This window comes from Winogradskyella sp. R77965 (assembly GCF_044594915.1).
Lineage (GTDB): Bacteria > Bacteroidota > Bacteroidia > Flavobacteriales > Flavobacteriaceae > Winogradskyella.
On sequence record NZ_CP138990.1, the window covers coordinates 2832624 to 2851120 of the forward strand.

General features: G+C 33.8%; 14 protein-coding genes. 10 read left to right on the top strand and 4 right to left on the bottom strand.

All coding sequences use genetic code 11. The features are described 5' to 3' along the window. Window positions 1-9: 9 nt before the first annotated feature. The 10 genes from bglX (at window position 10) to SJY34_RS12725 (ending at window position 14831) form a co-directional block, all read left to right on the top strand. Window positions 10-2298: a beta-glucosidase BglX gene (bglX, locus tag SJY34_RS12680; RefSeq protein WP_400076185.1), complete on the top strand. Its 2289-nt coding sequence runs from the start codon at window positions 10-12 to the stop codon at window positions 2296-2298. 229 nt (window positions 2299-2527) lie between these two features. Further along, a complete protein-coding gene (locus tag SJY34_RS12685; RefSeq protein WP_400076187.1) occupies window positions 2528-3691 on the top strand; it encodes a homogentisate 1,2-dioxygenase in 1164 nt (387 codons plus the stop codon). Window positions 3692-3779: 88 nt separating this feature from the next. Further along, window positions 3780-4283, top strand: a complete 504-nt coding sequence (locus SJY34_RS12690) for a CCC motif membrane protein (protein ID WP_400076189.1) — start codon at window positions 3780-3782, stop codon at window positions 4281-4283. A 13-nt stretch (window positions 4284-4296) separates the two neighbouring features. Then, on the top strand, window positions 4297-5457 hold the full coding sequence (gene hppD, locus SJY34_RS12695) for a 4-hydroxyphenylpyruvate dioxygenase (RefSeq protein ID WP_400076191.1): 1161 nt from the start codon (window positions 4297-4299) through the stop codon (window positions 5455-5457). Window positions 5458-5726: 269 nt separating this feature from the next. Beyond that, complete coding sequence (locus SJY34_RS12700; protein ID WP_400076192.1) at window positions 5727-6521, top strand: DUF3108 domain-containing protein; 795 nt, start codon at window positions 5727-5729, stop codon at window positions 6519-6521. Window positions 6522-6524: 3 nt separating this feature from the next. Then, window positions 6525-7457, top strand: a complete 933-nt coding sequence (locus tag SJY34_RS12705; protein ID WP_400076194.1) for a tryptophan 2,3-dioxygenase family protein — start codon at window positions 6525-6527, stop codon at window positions 7455-7457. 12 nt (window positions 7458-7469) lie between these two features. Beyond that, entirely contained in the window at window positions 7470-8777 is a 1308-nt protein-coding gene (locus tag SJY34_RS12710; protein ID WP_400076196.1) for a peptidoglycan DD-metalloendopeptidase family protein, read from the top strand. An 8-nt stretch (window positions 8778-8785) separates the two neighbouring features. Then, window positions 8786-10432, top strand: a complete 1647-nt coding sequence (pgi, locus tag SJY34_RS12715; protein WP_400076198.1) for a glucose-6-phosphate isomerase — start codon at window positions 8786-8788, stop codon at window positions 10430-10432. 163 nt (window positions 10433-10595) lie between these two features. Next, window positions 10596-13169 carry a TonB-dependent receptor gene (locus tag SJY34_RS12720; RefSeq protein ID WP_400076201.1) on the top strand — a complete coding sequence of 858 codons (2574 nt, stop codon included), beginning with the start codon at window positions 10596-10598 and terminating at the stop codon, window positions 13167-13169. A 12-nt stretch (window positions 13170-13181) separates the two neighbouring features. Next, entirely contained in the window at window positions 13182-14831 is a 1650-nt protein-coding gene (locus SJY34_RS12725) for a choice-of-anchor J domain-containing protein (RefSeq protein ID WP_400076202.1), read from the top strand. 76 nt (window positions 14832-14907) lie between these two features. Here SJY34_RS12725 and gldD read toward each other — a convergent pair whose 3' ends face one another. From gldD to mutY, 4 genes are all read right to left on the bottom strand, one after another. Then, window positions 14908-15474 (bottom strand): gliding motility lipoprotein GldD, encoded by a 567-nt coding sequence (gene gldD, locus SJY34_RS12730; RefSeq protein ID WP_400076204.1) that lies wholly within the window; start codon window positions 15472-15474, stop codon window positions 14908-14910. 66 nt (window positions 15475-15540) lie between these two features. Beyond that, window positions 15541-16848 (bottom strand): gliding motility-associated protein GldE, encoded by a 1308-nt coding sequence (locus SJY34_RS12735; protein WP_400076206.1) that lies wholly within the window; start codon window positions 16846-16848, stop codon window positions 15541-15543. Window positions 16849-16870: 22 nt separating this feature from the next. Beyond that, the gene (locus SJY34_RS12740; RefSeq protein ID WP_400076208.1) at window positions 16871-17326 is read right to left on the bottom strand and encodes a single-stranded DNA-binding protein; all 456 of its coding nucleotides are present in this window, start codon (window positions 17324-17326) and stop codon (window positions 16871-16873) included. 74 nt (window positions 17327-17400) lie between these two features. Continuing rightward, window positions 17401-18450: an A/G-specific adenine glycosylase gene (gene mutY, locus SJY34_RS12745; protein WP_400081388.1), complete on the bottom strand. Its 1050-nt coding sequence runs from the start codon at window positions 18448-18450 to the stop codon at window positions 17401-17403. Window positions 18451-18497 lie beyond the last annotated feature (47 nt).

Below are 18497 nucleotides of genomic sequence, written 5' to 3' on the forward strand. Positions count from 1 at the left end.
TATACAATAATGAAACATCTCGCAGAATTCACTTTACTCGTTTTAGGAATAGTTTTATCAGTTTCAACCTGCTCTGTCAATAAGAATAATTCGAGATTGATAAACGAAGATGTTATCGACAGAAAAATAGATTCCTTATTGACCTTAATGACTTTAAAGGAAAAAGTAGGTCAAATGAATCTGTATAATGGATTTTGGGATGTTACAGGACCAGTACCAAAAGGTGTTTCTTCTAATTTAAAATACGAACATTTAAAAAAAGGATATGTTGGTGCCATGCTTAACGTAAGGGGTGTTGAACATGTGAGAGAGATTCAGCGGATAGCTGTTGAAGAATCGAGATTAGGTATTCCACTACTTTTTGGTTTTGATGTGATACATGGTTATAAAACTCTAAGTCCAATTCCGTTGGCGGAATCGGCAAGTTGGGATTTAGATGCCATACAAAATTCGGCAAGAATTGCAGCTGCAGAAGCCTCTGCAGCAGGAATTAATTGGACCTTTGCACCCATGATAGATATCTCTCGTGATCCACGATGGGGAAGAGTAATGGAAGGTGGAGGAGAAGATGTCTATTTAGGTAGTAAAATTGCTGTAGCTAGAGTCAAAGGCTTTCAAGGTGACGATCTCAAAGATAGAAATACCATAGCGGCAACTGCAAAACATTTTGCAGCATATGGTTTTGCAGAAGCCGGTAGAGATTATAATACGGCTAACATTGATAATGTAACCCTTTTAAACACTGTTTTACCACCGTTTAAAGCTGCAGTAGATAATGATGTAAAAACAATTATGAATGGCTTTAATACCATTAATGGCGTGCCAGTTACAGCAAGCAAATATTTACAAAGAGATATTTTAAAAGATGGTTGGGATTTTAATGGATTTGTAGTCTCTGATTGGGCTTCGATTAACGAAATTATTTTTTGGGGACATGCTAAAGATAAAAATGAAGCTGCAAAAATAGCGTCAATTGCAGGTTCTGATATGGATATGGAAGGCTATGTTTACATTCAAGAATTGACCCATCTTGTAAAGGAAGGAACAGTCTCTGAAAGTATAGTAGACGATGCTGTAAAACGAATTTTAAGAGTAAAATATGAACTTGGTTTATTTGATGACCCTTATAGGTATTGTAACGAAAAGAATGAAAAGGAAATTATAGGTAAAAAATCCCATCATGAAGCAGTTTTAGATATGGCCAAGAAGTCTATTGTATTACTCAAAAATGATAATAATCTATTGCCACTAAAAAAAGAAGGTCAAAAAATAGCATTAATAGGTGAGTTAGCTGGAGACAAGAATAGTGCTTTAGGTAGTTGGAGGCTCGCATCAGACGACAATACTGCTGTATCTGTTCTAGAAGGAATGCAAGCATATAATGGAAATGAACTCACCTATAAAAAGGGTGTAGATGTATTTTTAGGAAGAACAACTTTTATTCATGAATTAAACATAAACACTACAGACAGTTCTGGTATAGATGAGGCGGTTGAATTAGCTAAATCTTCGGATGTAGTTGTTATGGTTTTAGGTGAACATGGTTTTCAAAGTGGTGAAGCTCGAAGTAGAACGTCGTTACAATTACCTGGCTTACAACAAGAGCTTTTAGAAGCAGTATATAAAGTAAATAAAAACATTGTATTAGTGCTTCAAAATGGAAGACCTTTGGTTTTAGAATGGGCTGTTGAAAACATTCCAACCATATTAGAAGCATGGCAGTTAGGGACGCAATCTGGTAATGCTATTGCACAAGTTTTGTATGGTGATTATAATCCGAGTGGCAAACTTCCTATGACATTTCCGAGAAATGAAGGTCAAATACCAATCTACTATAACCATGTAAATACTGGCAGAGCGAGTAGCAGGGAAGGTAACGTATTTTGGTCGCATTATAGTGATAAAGAGAATACACCACTTTATCCATTTGGTCATGGATTGAGTTATACAAAATTTAAGTACAGTAATTTAAGTATTGTACAAAATAGCTCATCCACAGATAGCAAGGTTAAAGTGTCTGTAGATGTATCCAATATTGGTGATTACAATGGTAAAGAAGTTGTGCAACTTTATATTAGAGATTTGGTAGCAAGTGTTACAAGACCAGTTAAAGAGTTAAAAGGGTTTGAATTGATTGCACTTCAGAAAGGGGAAACCAAAACCATTACTTTTGAGTTAACAGATAATGAATTAGGCTTTTTTAATAATAACGGAGATTTTATTGTTGAGAAAGGTGATTTTCAAATTTTTGTTGGTGGTAGTTCAATTACCAGCTTACAAGATCAGTTTACTCTATAAATTAGGATCATGAATTTTGACCATTAATTTGATTGCTCTTAAACAAATAATTTCTTAGTTTTATAGTCATGAAACCGTTCTGGGCAAACATAAAACTTTACCTTCATTTCCTAATCAAAAGGAATCCAGAATAAATACGCATTTTTTGTACCTTTAAATCATATTGAAGTTGTCACTCTGAGCTTGTCGAAGAGTCCCTTTAGTATTCAACTCTTAAACATTTCAAAATATGCCATTCTATCATAAATTAGGAAAAATTCCACCAAAACGCCACACACAGTTTAAAAAACCAAACGGTGACTTTTATTACGAGCAATTATTCGGAACTATTGGTTTCGATGGTATGTCCACCAACAGTTACCACGAGCAGAGACCAACTCAGGTTAAAGAAATTAAAAATCAATATAGCGTAGCACCCAAAGTAGCAAAAGCTAATAATATGCAATCGTATCGTTTACATGGATTTAAAATAAAACCAGAAAACGATTATTTAGACAGTCGAAAAATTGTTTTAACCAATAGCGATTGTAATATCATATTATCGGCGCCAAAAGAATCCACAAGAGATTATTTTTACAAAAATACAGATGCTGACGAATTGATATTTATTCATAAAGGCACCGGAAAATTGAGAACCATGCTAGGTAATCTTGATTTTAAATATGGAGACTATCTTTTGGTGCCTCGTGGTATTATCTATAAACTAGATTTTGATACGGAAGATAATCGTCTTTTTATTGTTGAGTCGTATAGACCAATTTATACACCAAAACGATACAGAAATTGGTTTGGGCAATTATTAGAACATTCACCATTTTGTGAACGAGATTTACGTCAACCACAAGAGTTAGAAACTTATAATGAATCTGGAGAATTTCTAATCAAAATAAAAAAGCAAGACGAGATTTTTGATATGGTCTATGCGTCGCATCCTTTTGATGTTGTAGGTTATGATGGTTATAATTATCCGTATGCATTTTCAATTCACGATTTTGAACCCATTACAGGACGCGTGCATCAGCCACCACCAGTGCATCAAACTTTTGAAACTGACGCTTTTGTAGTGTGTAGTTTCGTGCCACGTTTATACGATTATCACCCTCTTTCAGTACCAGCACCATATAATCATAGTAATATAGATAGTGATGAGGTGTTGTACTATGTCGATGGAGACTTTATGAGTAGAAACGATATTGAAGCTGGTCATATTTCATTACATCCTGCAGGTATTCCTCACGGACCACATCCAGGTGCGATGGAGCGAAGTATTGGTAAAGTGAAAACGGATGAATTGGCTGTTATGGTAGATACGTTTAAGCCGCTAAAAGTTACAGAAGAAGCCATGAAAATAGCGGATGACGATTATTTTAGATCTTGGATAAGCCCATCCTAACCTTCACAGAGGGAAGGAATTGATGACTTGAAAAATAAACTAAATATTAACTAAACTCTTTTAGCCCAACAGCAAGAGTTCTTACCCTATGGGGAAGTTAGAAGGGGCTTTTTTTAATATGAATTATAACAAACTATCCGCAGATCCTTTAGCAATGATTTTAGGGATATTAGCTTTAGTTATTGGTATTGCGAGTTGCTGCTGTTATGGACTTACGGCAATTATTCCATTAGCAATGGCTATTATAGGTCTAGTTACGGCAAACAAAAGTTTAAGAGAATTTGGTGAAAATCCTGAAGCATACTCTCCACAATCAAGAAGTAATGTTAATACTGCAAAGATTATAAATATTATTGCGATCGTTATTAACGGATTGATAGTTCTTATGGCAGCTTGTGTCTTAATTTTTTACGGAACAATGTTGTCGTCTGGCATGTTAGATGAGTTTAAGGATTTTGAAAACGATAGCTACTACGAAGATGACGATTATTATAACTCTGAAGTAGAATCAGATTCTACTGATACACGGGAGGATGATGAGTATTTTATTGAGGAAGAAATGGACTCAGTTAATATAAATGAAATGCAATAAAAGATAAAATAGTATGGCAAAAGAAGTAAAAAGTGTAAACTACGGCTTAGAAAAAATATTTGAAGGAGCACAAGATTTCCTTCCACTTTTAGGAACAGATTATGTAGAGTTTTATGTAGGTAATGCAAAGCAGTCAGCTCATTTTTATAAAACAGCGTTTGGTTTTCAATCGTATGCTTATAGAGGTTTAGAAACAGGATCAAAAGATTCGGTAAGTTATGTGTTAAAGCAAGATAAGATACGCTTAGTGCTTACGACACCCTTAAATAGTAAATCTGAAATAAATAATCATATTGTTAAACATGGTGATGGTGTAAAAGTAGTAGCGCTTTGGGTAGAGGATGCTCGCAAGTCGTATGAAGAAACCACCAAACGAGGTGCAAAATCTTACATGGAACCTGCTGTAGAAAAAGATGAATTTGGTGAGGTTGTAAGAGCAGGGATTTATACGTACGGAGAAACTGTACACATGTTTGTAGAGCGCAAAAACTACAACGGAAAATTTATGCCAGGATTTGTAGAATGGAAAAGTGACTACAACCCAGAATCAGCAGGTCTAAAATATATAGATCATATGGTTGGTAATGTAGGTTGGGGAGAAATGAATACTTGGGTAAAATGGTACGAAGACGTTATGGGATTCGTAAACTTCTTATCATTTGATGATAAACAAATTCATACGGAATATTCTGCTTTAATGAGTAAAGTTATGAGTAATGGTAATGGAAGAATAAAATTCCCAATCAATGAACCAGCCGAAGGTAAAAAGCGTTCTCAAATTGAAGAATATTTAGATTTTTATGAAGGCCCAGGTGTACAGCACATCGCGGTTGCTACAGATGATATTATTTCTACAGTTTCGAAATTGAAATCTAGAGGTGTTGAGTTTTTATCTACTCCACCAGAAGAATATTACCGAGCAGTTCCTGGTCGATTAGAAGAACATAGCCATGCACTAAGAGAAGATATTGAAACCTTAAAAAGTTTAGGTATTATGATAGATGCAGATGAAGAAGGTTATTTACTTCAAATTTTCACAAAGCCTGTAGAAGACAGACCAACATTATTTTTTGAAATTATTCAGCGAATGGGAGCTCGTGGTTTTGGTGCAGGTAACTTTAAGGCCTTATTCGAATCTATTGAAAGAGAGCAAGCCAAAAGAGGGACGTTATAAAGCGGGTTATAAATTTATTAAAGTCAATAATCTCAAAACTATAGATAAAAATCAATAATAATAACTAAGCTTTTCGGTTGTTTTTCAATGTTTTATTACATTTGGAATAGTAATTGTATTTAAGATAATTGTAACACAAAAAATGCGTTACATTATTTATATTTACAAACTATGAGATCGTGAATCGAGCATGTTAAAAGTTTAATCACCTAACGCGGTGCTTAACGTCGAACAGCATGTGACTTTCATAACTCAATAGACATTGACACATGAAACATCTATTTACTATAATATTATTCTTTGTAGGCTTTCAAGCCTCTAATGTTGATAAAGAATCTGCTTTCAAAGAAGGAGAATGGTTTAAATTTAAAATGAGCTATAGTGGTTTTTTAAAAGCGGGTAACGCTACCTTATCTTTAAAAGAAACAAATTTAGACGGTAAATCAGTTTATCATGTGGTTGGTAAAGGTTGGACTACAGGTCCCGTAAAGTGGATGTTTAAGGTAAAAGATCGATACGAGAGTTATTTTGATAAAGAAACAGGTGCTCCTTATAAATTTATCAGAAAAATTGATGAAGGAGGACATACTAAGGACATTGAAATAAACTTTGATCATCAAAATAGAAAAGCTGAGGTTTTTAATAAAAAGAAGAAAAAAGTTAAGACTATTACTACTGAAAAAGATGTTCAGGATATGGTATCTATGTATTATTATTTAAGAAATAATATAGACATATCCTCATTAAAGAAAGGAGATGAAATAAAAACAAATATGTTTTTTGATGAAGAAAACTATGGCTTTAAGCTCAAGTATTTAGGTACAGAAACTATAGAAGTAGATGTTAACGGTTCTGATGTTAATGTAAAAACACTTAAGTTTAGACCTTATGTAATGGCTGGTCGTGTGTTTAAAGAAGAAGAAAGTTTAACGCTTTGGGTAAGTGCAGATAAAAACAAAATCCCTTTGAAAATTAAAGCAGATCTAGCTGTTGGTTCTTTGCGAGCAGATCTTGTTGAATTTAAAGGTTTAAAACACTCCTTTAAAATAGAATTTAAAGATTAATTCATGCCAGACCAACCTAACTACGAAGATATTTTAAAAGAACTTCAAGAGAAGTACATTGCCATAGACCAAGATACAGATGACCATTTATACGGCTTGCTATATAGTAAGTCGATTACATATTGGGATTATATACAAACCGATGCGTTGTTAAATCTTCAAATTCAACGTACTACGCTTCCAGATGAAATGGTTTTTATTGCCTATCATCAAATCAATGAACTCATTTTTAAGATGATACTTTGGGAAATTTCTCAGGTGGCAGAAAAAGAAGACTTGGACGTTTTTTATTTCGAAAGTAAAATTATGCGTATCAGTCGTTATTTTGATATGTTGACGACGTCTTTTAATATCATGAGAGAAGGTATGGAAGTTGAACAGTATATGAAGTTTAGATATACCTTAACTCCAGCAAGTGGGTTTCAAAGTGCACAATACAGACTTATTGAGTTTGCTTCAACAGAACTCATTAACCTAATCGATTACAGATTTAGAAAAGATATTGATAGAGATACTCCTTTTACGCACGCTTTTGAACATTTATATTGGCAAGCCGCAGGAAAAGATCATAAAACAGGAAAAAAATCTACACTTTTAGTTAATTTTGAAAAACGTTATAGAGACGAGTTTTTAAGGTTTATGGAAACCTATAACACAAAAAATCTTTGGACACGTTTTAAAGAATTACCATTAGAAGATCAGAAAGATAAGGATTTGATTAAAGCCATGCGACACTATGACTATACGGTTAACGTCACATGGGTAATGGCACATTACAATGCTGCCGTTCATTATATAGAAAGTGGTATAGGTGATGGTGAAGCTACAGGAGGAAGCGATTGGAAAAAGTATATGCATCCAAAATATCAGAGGCGTATTTTTTTTCCAGAATTATGGAGCGAGGAAGAATTAAAAAATTGGGGAAATAATTTATAATTAATTGAATTAATGCATTTAAAACGTTTAGTGGTATTGGCTATTGTTATCATAACGGCTTATGCTTGTAAGGAGGATAACACAGCTGAAATAGAGTACAAAAAAGAACTTGCTGAAATTGTTGAAGAAGAAAAAATTTTAGAATTTGGGTTTGATTTAAATCATTACGAGTTTAAACGCGATACCATAAAAAAGGGTGATACATTTGGTGTTATTTTAGAACGAAATAATGTTGGGTATCCTCAGATTTATCAGATAGCAGAAAAAGCTAAAGACACCTTTGATATTCGAAAACTTCAAGCAGGTAAGCCATACACGTTGCTTTATGATAAAGCAAATAAAGAAGATAGTATTCAAAAACCTACAACATTTATTTATCAGAAAAGTTTAGAAGACTATGTTGTTATAAACTTTAAGGATTCTATTCAAGCTTACACGAGTAAAAAACCAATAACATACATAGAGAAGACTGCAACGGGAGTTATAGAAAGTAGTATTTCTAAAACTTTAGAAGATAAAGGTTTAAGCCAAGCACTTGCTTATAAAATGGCCGATGATATTTATGCCTGGACCATCGATTTTAGAAGACTTCAAAAAGGAGATCGTTTTAAGGTTATTTACACAGATAAGTATATTGATGATACCATTTACGGAGGTGTTCATAATGTGAAAGCTGCTTATTTTGAGCATAATGGGGATTCGTTGTATGCGTTTGAATTTGAAACCGATTCAGTAAAAGGGATTATAGATTATTTTAATGAGGATGCTAAGAATTTAAGACGTGCATTTCTCAAAGCACCTGTTAAGTTTAGCAGAATTTCATCGCGCTACAATCTAAGACGACGTATTGCAGTTTATGGTTATAAAGTTCGTCCTCATAAAGGAACTGATTTTGCGGCGCCAATAAATACTCCAATTATGGCGACGGCTAATGGCACTGTAACTGAATCTCGCAGACGAGGTGGCAATGGTAAGTATGTGAAAATAAGACATAACGATACGTATAGTACACAGTACTTGCATATGAGTAAGCAAGCTGTGAAAAAAGGACAGTTTGTAAAACAAGGTGATATTATTGGATATGTTGGTATGACAGGAAATACAGGTGGTCCACATGTTTGTTACCGCTTTTGGAAAAATGGACGACAAGTCGATCCTTTCAAACAAAAATTACCTGAAGCCAAACCGATTTCAGATAGCTTAAAGGTCAAATACCTAGAACATATTGCTCCAATAAAACAACGATTGGATGATATCTTTTTCTTTGAAGCTGAACCAATTGAAACTGAGAATACTATAACACAAGACCCAATTTTATAAATAGAATAATGGCATTAAAAGCAACCAATCCAACGACTACAAAATCCTGGAAAAAACTACAATCGCATTTCGATGAAATAAAATCAAAACATCTTAAGGATTTATTTAATTCTGATGCTCAAAGAGCGAAGGATTTAACGGTTAAGTGGGAAGACTTTTATGTAGATTTCTCTAAGAATAGAGTTACAAAAGAAACTCTAGATTTATTAATAGAGTTAGCAAACGAGCTGGACTTAAAAGATGCCATTTCAAAACATTTCGATGGTGATATTATTAATGAAACTGAAGGAAGAGCAGTTTTACATACTGCTTTAAGAGCTCCTAAAAATGCTACGGTCTTAGTAGATGGTGAAAATGTTATTCCTGAAGTGCATGATGTAAAGAAAAAGATTGAAAACTTTACAAATTCAGTAGTCAGTGGTAATCACAAGGGTTTTACAGGAAATGCAATTACAGATGTTGTAAATATAGGCATTGGTGGATCAGATCTTGGACCAGCGATGGTGGTAGATTCACTTCAATATTATAAAAACCAATTAACAACACATTTTGTTAGTAACGTTGATGGTGATCATTATCAAGAAATAATAAAACATCTAAATCCAGAGACAACACTTTTTGTTATAGTTTCTAAAACCTTTACAACGCAAGAGACCTTATCTAATGCGAATTCAATTAGAAGTTGGTTCTTAGAATCGCAACCAAAAGAAGCGGTTGCTAATCATTTTGTTGCGGTTTCTACGAATATAGATAGTGTAAAAAACTTTGGAATTGACGAAGCAAATATCTTCCCTATGAAAGATTGGGTTGGAGGTCGTTTTTCATTGTGGAGTGCAGTGGGTTTGTCCATAAGTTTAGCAGTAGGATACGATAATTTTCATAGCTTATTAGAAGGAGCACATAAAATGGACAAGCATTTTAAAACTTCAGATTTTGATGTTAATATTCCTGTAATTTCTGCGCTTTTAACCGTTTGGTACAATAATTTCTTTGAAGCCGAAAGTGAGGCGATTATTCCATATACACAATATTTAAATCAATTTGCGACCTATCTTCAGCAAGGGATTATGGAAAGTAATGGCAAAAGTGTAGATAGAAACGGAAATAAAGTAAATTACCAAACTGGCACATTAATTTGGGGTGAACCAGGTACAAATTCGCAACATGCCTTTTTTCAATTGATTCATCAAGGAACAAAATTGATTCCAGCAGACTTTATTGGTTTTGTGGAGTCACTTTATGGAAATAATGATCATCACGATAAATTAATGTCTAATTACTTCGCGCAGACAGAAGCTTTAATGAATGGTAAAATAGAAGCTGAGGTTATGGCTGAGTTCAAAGGGCAATCACTTTCTCAAGAAGCGATTAATAAGCTTACACCTTTCAAAGTATTTGATGGTAACAAGCCAACAACATCTTTATTAATTCAGAAATTAACTCCAGAGAGTTTAGGTAAACTCATTGCCATGTATGAGCATAAAATTTTCGTTCAAGGTGTTATTTGGAATATCTACAGTTATGACCAATTTGGTGTTGAACTGGGCAAGCAACTGGCAAAATCTATCCTAAAAGAGCTCAAAGAAGACGATTCCTCCTCAAATCACGACGCATCAACTCAAAGCTTAGTAGCTTTTTATAAAGAAAACTGTTAAAATTTGTTAAAAAGTTTTAATAAATTTAACTATGCATGCATAAAAGTTAGAAATTCTATAATTAACTTCGCGTCGCTTAATTGTTAACATTATCTTAATGTTTTCTCTATAGTATTGCGTAATTTTGCGCTAATTAAAAAAATCAATTTAACTTAAATTTTATATGAAAAAATTTAATCAATTTTTATGTATTGCTGTTTTGACGTTGTTCTCAACAGTTATGTATGCTCAAAGTACCGTAACAGGTAAGATTATTGATGGTGATTTGAATTCACCACTTCCTGGTGCTAATATCATTGTAAAAGGAACTACTAATGGTACAACTTCAAATTTTGATGGTGATTTCACTATTACAGCGGATTCTGCTTCAGGTGAAATTGTAATCTCTTATGTAGGTTATGTTAGTCAAACATTAGCTTTTAGTGGAGATACAGATTTAGGAACAATAACCTTAATGTCTAGTGATGTTGGGTTAGATGAAATCATGATCGTAGCTTCTGTGGCTGTTGATAGAAAAACACCAGTAGCAGTATCTACAGTGAAAGCTGCAGATATTCAGTTAAAATTAGGAACTCAAGAATTCCCTGAAGTTTTAAAATCTACTCCAGGTGTTTATGCTACGAAAGCTGGTGGTGGATTTGGTGATGGACGTATTAATTTACGTGGATTTAGCTCTGAGAACGTAGCTGTTATGATAAATGGTGTGCCAGTTAATGATATGGAAAATGGTCGTGTATTTTGGAGTAACTGGGCAGGTTTAGGAGATGTTACGAGCACTATGCAAGTACAAAGAGGTTTAGGAGCGGCTAGAGTTGCAGTACCTTCAATTGGTGGAACTATAAACATTTTAACCAAGACTACAGATGCTGAAGAAGGAGGTAATATATTGACTACTTTAGGTAATGACGGTTATGCTAAATTTGGTGTAACATATTCAACAGGTTTAATGGATAGCGGATGGGCTGCTACTGTTTCTGCTGCAAAAACAGATGGAGATGGTTATGTCAGAGGAACTCAATTTAATGCAGTATCTTATTTCTTTAACGTGTCTAAAGAATTTAATGATCAACATAAAATATCTTTTACGGCTTTTGGTGCAAAACAACGTCATGGTCAAAGACAGAACAGACACTTAATTGATACATATAGAAGAAGTGAAGATGGCATTAAGTATAACTCTGATTGGGGTTATAAAAATGGTCAGGTAACGTTTATCGAAGATAACTTTTACCATAAACCACAAATTTCTTTAAATCATTATTGGGATCTTAATGATAAAACAAGTATTTCAACAGCTGCCTACGTTTCTTTTGGCTCTGGTGGTGGAGGTGGAACTTTAGGAAGTGATAATGAAGCTCCTGGATTTGAAGGTGATGCAAGATCTAAGTTTCAAAGTCCAGATTACCGCATAGGTGAGTTTGGTCCTTTAAATTTTGACCGTATTGTTGAAGAGAATATTGCTAATGGAGCCAATGGATCTAGTGCTGCATTAAGAGCTTCTCGAAATGACCATAATTGGTATGGTGTTTTATCCACTTTAAAATCAAATTTATCTGATGATTTGGTACTTTTAGCTGGTTTAGATTACAGAAATTATACTGGTATTCATTTTAGAGAAGTTACGGATTTGTTAGGAGGTCAATTTATAATTAACGAGGATGACGTAAACAATGCTACTGGAGTATCTAGAGTTGGTGATAAAGTAAGCTATCACAATGACGGATTAGTAGGATGGTTAGGTGCTTTTGGGCAATTAGAATATGATGTAAACGAGAACTTTAATACTTTTGTGGCTGTAAATGCCGCCAATACATCTTATAAGAGAAAAGATTATTTTAACTATTTAGATGGTGATCCATTGCAAGAAACAGATCGTTACAATTTTTTAGCTTTTGGTGCAAAAGGTGGTGCTAACTATAGATTAACTGGTCAACATAATGTGTTTGTAAATGTTGGTTATTTTGAGAGAGCTGCTGATTTTGATGCGGTATTCCCGAGATTTAATAATGAAGATATTAATGCAGAAGCAGAGAATCAGAAAATTTTAAGTTTCGAATTGGGTTATGGATTTAGAGGTGAAAAGTTTTCTGCTAATGTTAATGCATACAGAACGGCTTGGAGAGACAGAACAGAAACAATCGGTTTTCAGCTAAGTGAAGATGAAACAGGTTTTGCTAACATTTTAGGTGTTAACGCAATTCACCAAGGGGTTGAAGTTGATTTTGTTTACCGAGCTACAGATAAATTAAATATTACAGGTATGGCATCTTTAGGAGATTGGAGATGGGAAGATGATGTAACAGATGTTCAAATTTTAAATGAAGAACAAGAGGTAGTAGATACTGTAAATTTATTTATCGCTGACACACCAGTTGGTGATGCTGCACAGACTACATTAGCTCTAGGGTTTGATTATAGATTTACTGCAGGTACAAGATTATCGTTAGATTATAATTATTTTGATCGTTTATATGCAGATTTTAATCCTAGTGATAGAGGTGTAGCAAATGCGCCAGATCCATGGGAAGTACCTGCGTACGGAGTTTTTGATACTGCATTCTCTCATAGTTTTCCTTTTGGTAACTTTGAGGCAACTTTAATTGGACGAATGAATAATATATTTAATACGCATTATATCGCTGATGCTTTAGATGGTCCAGGATCAAATGCCGAAACAGCATTAGTATATTATGGCTTCGGAAGAACATTTAGTGTAGGAGCAACACTTAAATTTTAAAAAAATAGAAAGATGAAAAGAATAGTTTATTTATTAGCCTTTATAGGCGCCATCTTTACAGGATGTGATCCTGTAGAAGACATTAATAATGATCTTGCGGCACAAGATGCACCAGTTATTGGAGAAGTAGAATATACCCTAACAGCTGACGATTATGCAGATTTAGGACTAAATTTTGGAAACTTCAGCTCTGATGAAGATGCTAGAATGGAAATTCCTAATTTATTATCGAACAATTATCCGCATTTTGGAAATGGTTCTTCTGCGTTGGTAACATACAAGTTATTTGTAGGTTCTGCAGAAGGTGTTAGCGATTTTACAGGTGCTGATGTTTATGCATTTGCCAATTCAGATTACGCTATTGTAGGAAGCGATGCGTTTGGATTTTATCCAAATGTTGATCCGACCGGATTAATTCCTGATGTTTTGGATGCTCAAATTATGGCACCAGTGGAAGGACAAATTGTATTAGCTGATTATGACCAATATTTTGAAACTCCAGAAATTGGGTTAGCCAATTTATATAGCGCAAATTTTCCTGCAGATTACGATAATTTTGAATTGATATCTGTTTCTGGACCTGACGAATTAGGTTGGACAGTAGGTTCAGCAAATGTGCAAGGTTCTGGTTTTGATAGTGGTGCAATTGCAACAGAAGAATGGCTTATTTCACCTCAGATAGACCTAACTGGTGAGTCTGATTTATTATTTCAAATTACGCAAGAAATAGATTTCTTAGGTGATGATACTTTAATTGACATTATGATTGCAACAGATTACACTACAGGTGGTGATGTGACTGCTGCCAATTGGACAGCTTTACCTTTCGATAAAACAATTTATGGAAGTTTAACAACATCTGAAGACTTTGATTTTTCTGCATATGATGGCGAAACTATTCATGTTGGACTTAAGTATAGTTCTACGGATTCAGATTCTCCAAGATGGAGAGTTCAGGATTTTGCTATAAGAGTACTTGGTGTTTCTGGAGATACAGATGCTAAAGGAGAATATTTTGTTTATGACAGTGGTTCTTGGGAGGCTGCAGATGATGTTTATTATTTAAGTACATCTGATTATGATTCGATGGGTGAAGAGTTTGGACAACCAGGACGATTTAATAACTTTAGTAGTGGAACACCTGCTGATAACTATTTACCAACTTTCTTAGGTCTTAAATATCCATTTGCTCAAGAAGAAGATCAGATAATTGTGGCTTATAAATATTTTTCTAGTAGCAGTGGTTTAGGAACTAGAGGTAATCTATATACATATACAAACGGTATATGGGTAGGAAGTCAAAGTGTTATTGATACATCATTGCAATTTGGATTAGAAAACGGTATTTGGGTACCAGATAATACTATTAGATATTCAGCAACAGGTGCGGATTACGGTGCTATTGTTGCAGCTTTAGCTACTGATTATCCAGAAGCCACAGGAAGTATGGATAATTTTGGCAACTTTGACAGACGTCCAGGTAACTCAGCAGAGTGGACTGATGAAATGGTGTTAGAAGCTCTTAACGTTGTCTTGGACATCTTAGATCCAGCAGCAGCCGAAGAACAAAAGTATATTGTTACTGTAGATGTTTACACAGGCAGTAATGGTACAGAGGATTTCGCCGTAATTAAAATGGGTGGAGTTTGGGTTTACCAATAGTGTAAAACATAAACACTTAAATAAAAATGCCGCTGAATATCAGTGGCATTTTTATTTATAATATCCTTTTTTTTATCTACTCTTTCCACTCAACAGATTCCATTATACGCTTTATATCCTTTTTTAGATACTCTGAAGCAGGATAAATAGAATCGTAATTAGGTTTAGCATAGAAATATAATGAACCACTTAAAAAATGATTGAGACTATCTGTAACATAGAATTGCGATTGCGATGCAGCATCACCACCAATTTCATATAACATGCCGTAAGTCTTATGTTCTGTGTTGATAAATTCGTTTTGCGAAATTTCATCAGCTTTAATAGTGTGCTTTTGCGTTAAGTTTTGGGCATCTCTCAACAAACTATCTAGATTATTATTAATACCCTTATACGATAAATATATAGTGGCTTTTAAGCCAGGATATTTAATGTCTACACCTTTGGTTGAACCAGAAGATTTAACTGAGCTAATAGGCTCTGCAAGTTCGTTTTTCTCAAATGAAAAAGGTAGTGGAATACTAGACTTTTCATAAGTAGCTTTAGGATATTCTAATCTTAAATAAGCTTTAGGCTTTGGTAATGGATCATCTCCACAACCTATTAAAAAAAGACTTAATATGGGAATTACAATTCTTTTCATTTAATGCTGAATTTATTTGAGTATCTACTTCCTATTAAAGCGAAAATTAATAAATACTATATTTACTTAATCTAATAATGTTAGTCTAATTTGTTTTATGCGCTTTCTTTCTAAAGCTTCTATAGTAAAAACGTAATTTTTAAAATTTATTTTACTTCCAATTCTTGGGAAACCTCCAGATATTTCTAAAACAAAACCAGCAAGTGTTTCTGCTTCACCCTTTATGGTTTCGAAGTCTGTATCGTCTTCAATACCTGCAATTTTATAGACATCTTTTAAAGGTGTTTTACCTTCAAAACTATAATTGTTATTATCAATTTTTGTAAATATAAGATCATCGTCATCATATTCATCACTTATATCACCTACAATTTCTTCAATAATATCCTCTAAAGAGACCAAACCAGAAGTTCCACCATATTCATCTACTACGACAGCCAAATGCACTTTTTTAGTTTGAAATTCTACCATCAAATCATCTAGCTTCTTATTTGCTGGCACAAAAAAGGGCTCTCGCAAAAGGGTAGTCCAATCAAATTTTTTCTTGTTTAAATGCGGTAATAAATCTTTTACGTAAAGTACACCTTTTATAGCATCTATACTTTCTTCATATACAGGAATCCTAGAGTACCCATTATCAATAATGTCTTTAATAATCGTTTCAAAAGGAGTATCAATATTAAGGGCAAACAAATCAATTCTAGGACGCATTACTTGCTTTGTATCTGTGTTACCAAACGATACAATACCTTCTAATAGTTTTTGTTCTTCGTGTGTAGTATCATCGTCATTGGTGAGCTCCAAAGCTTGGGATAACTGGTCAACACTTAGGTTAGAACGTTGCTTACCAAACTTATTCTGAATTTTAATAGTTACATAGCGCATAGGTAAACTTAAAGGTGAAAATATAACGTCTAAAACTTTTAGTGGTCTTGCCATAAAAGAAGAAAACTTCACACTATTTCTACTCGCATAAATTTTCGGAATTATTTCACCAAAAAGTAAGATTAAAAATGTTGCAGAAACAACTTCTAGTAAAAATCGTAAAACAGGTTGTGTAACAGACTTAAAGAGTGTTTCTCCCATAAATGCAAACAACAAGACAATGGCAATATTTATAAAATTATTAGCAACCAATATAGTAGCTAATAACTTTTTAGGGCGTTCTAATAGTTTCGCAATAATCTCCATAGGTGTAGATTTGTTTTCTAAACCCTCATCGATGTTAGATTTGGTTAATGAAAACAAAGCCACTTCGGCTCCTGAGATTAAAGCTGAACACCCAAGCAAGACAATAAGTAATACAATACTTGTAATAAACGGGGTATTAGCAACTAATAAATTTGAAATTAAAACCGTGGGTTCTGGGTCCAAGATAAAATGATATTAAATTATTTTAGAATGGTAAATCGTCATCACCATCTGGCGCAACAGTATTTTGAGCAGTTTGTTGAGGTTCAGCAGCTGCACTTGGTGTATTTGTTTGTTGTACAGATTGTGATTGTTGTTGTTCGTTTTTAGTACTTAAAAACGTAAACTCATTACATTGTATCTCGGTAGAATAGCGATCCATACCTTTGTCATCTGTCCATTTTCGAGTTTTTATACGCCCTTCTATATAGACCTTATCGCCTTTAGACAAGTATTTTTCACAAATTTCGGCAGCTTTATTTCTAACCACAATATTATGCCATTCGGTATTGGTAACACGTTCGTTGGTTTGCTTACTCGTATAGGTTTCGCTTGTTGCTAAAGGGAAACGGCCAACACAATTCTTATCATCAAAATAATGCATTTTCACTTCATCACCTAGGTTACCTATTAGCATTACTTTATTTAACGTTCCTGCCATAATAATTTTATTTAAAGTACAAAGTTACTGTTTTTGAGAGCACTACTTTAAAAGTAGTAAAAAATTATGATTTTTTATAAACCAGAAAAATTGAATTCATCTATAAAGTCACTAATCAATACAGGAGTAGGATATTTTTCAAGTTTATTAATCGGTATCGCTGTTTTAGGAAGCTTGTCTATTTCAACAATCCAGAATTTAGTATGAAGATGTTGATGCGATAGTTTATGAATCTTATCAATCTCATTATATAAGGAATGTTGGAAATCTGCAGATTTTAGAACTGTATTTTCTAAATTTAAAAGATGAAACTCATCTATTTCCAAGCTTTTTTCAGATTCAACTAAAGGAAATTGATACAGGTTTTGCCAAATACCTTTGTTTTGTCTTTTTTCAAATAAAATGTTATTGTTATTATCCACACAAACTAAGAAATTGAAATATTTGGTGGTGACTTTAGTCTTCTTCAGTTTTACAGGAAGCGAATCGACCAAATTCTTTTGAAGCGCAACGCATCCATTCTTAATTGGGCATATTGTACAATCAGGATTTTTTGGTTTACATTGTTTAGCACCAAATTCCATAATTGCTTGATTGTAAGTGGCAGGTTGTTTTGTATCAATTAAGGTTGAAGCTAAAGTTTTAAATTCTTTTATACCTGCCGTTGAATTTATAGGAGTATCAATTCCAAAATAGCGAGATAGTACGCGGTAAACATTACCATCCACAACTGCAGCGACTTCATTAAAGGCAATAGACGCTATAGCACTAGCTGTATAATCACCAACACCTTTTAATTTTAAAAGGTCTTTATAGTTATTAGGAAATTGGCCTTTGAGAGTAAACGCAATATGCTTTGCAGTGGTATGAAGATTGCGCGCTCGTGAGTAATAACCGAGTCCCTGCCAAAGTTTTAAAACAGATTCCTCAGAAGCATTGGCTAGGTCAAAAACAGTTGGATATTCTTTTACAAATGCCATGTAATATGGTAGCCCTTGTTTAACTTGTGTTTGTTGTAAAATTATTTCTGAAAGCCAAATGAAATATGGATTTTTGGTTTCACGCCAAGGTAATTCTCGCTTATTAATTGAGTACCAGTTGATTAGTTCTTTTTTAAAATCCATACCTGTTTGTAAAACTTTTAGCAAAATTAAATCTTTATCACCTTAAA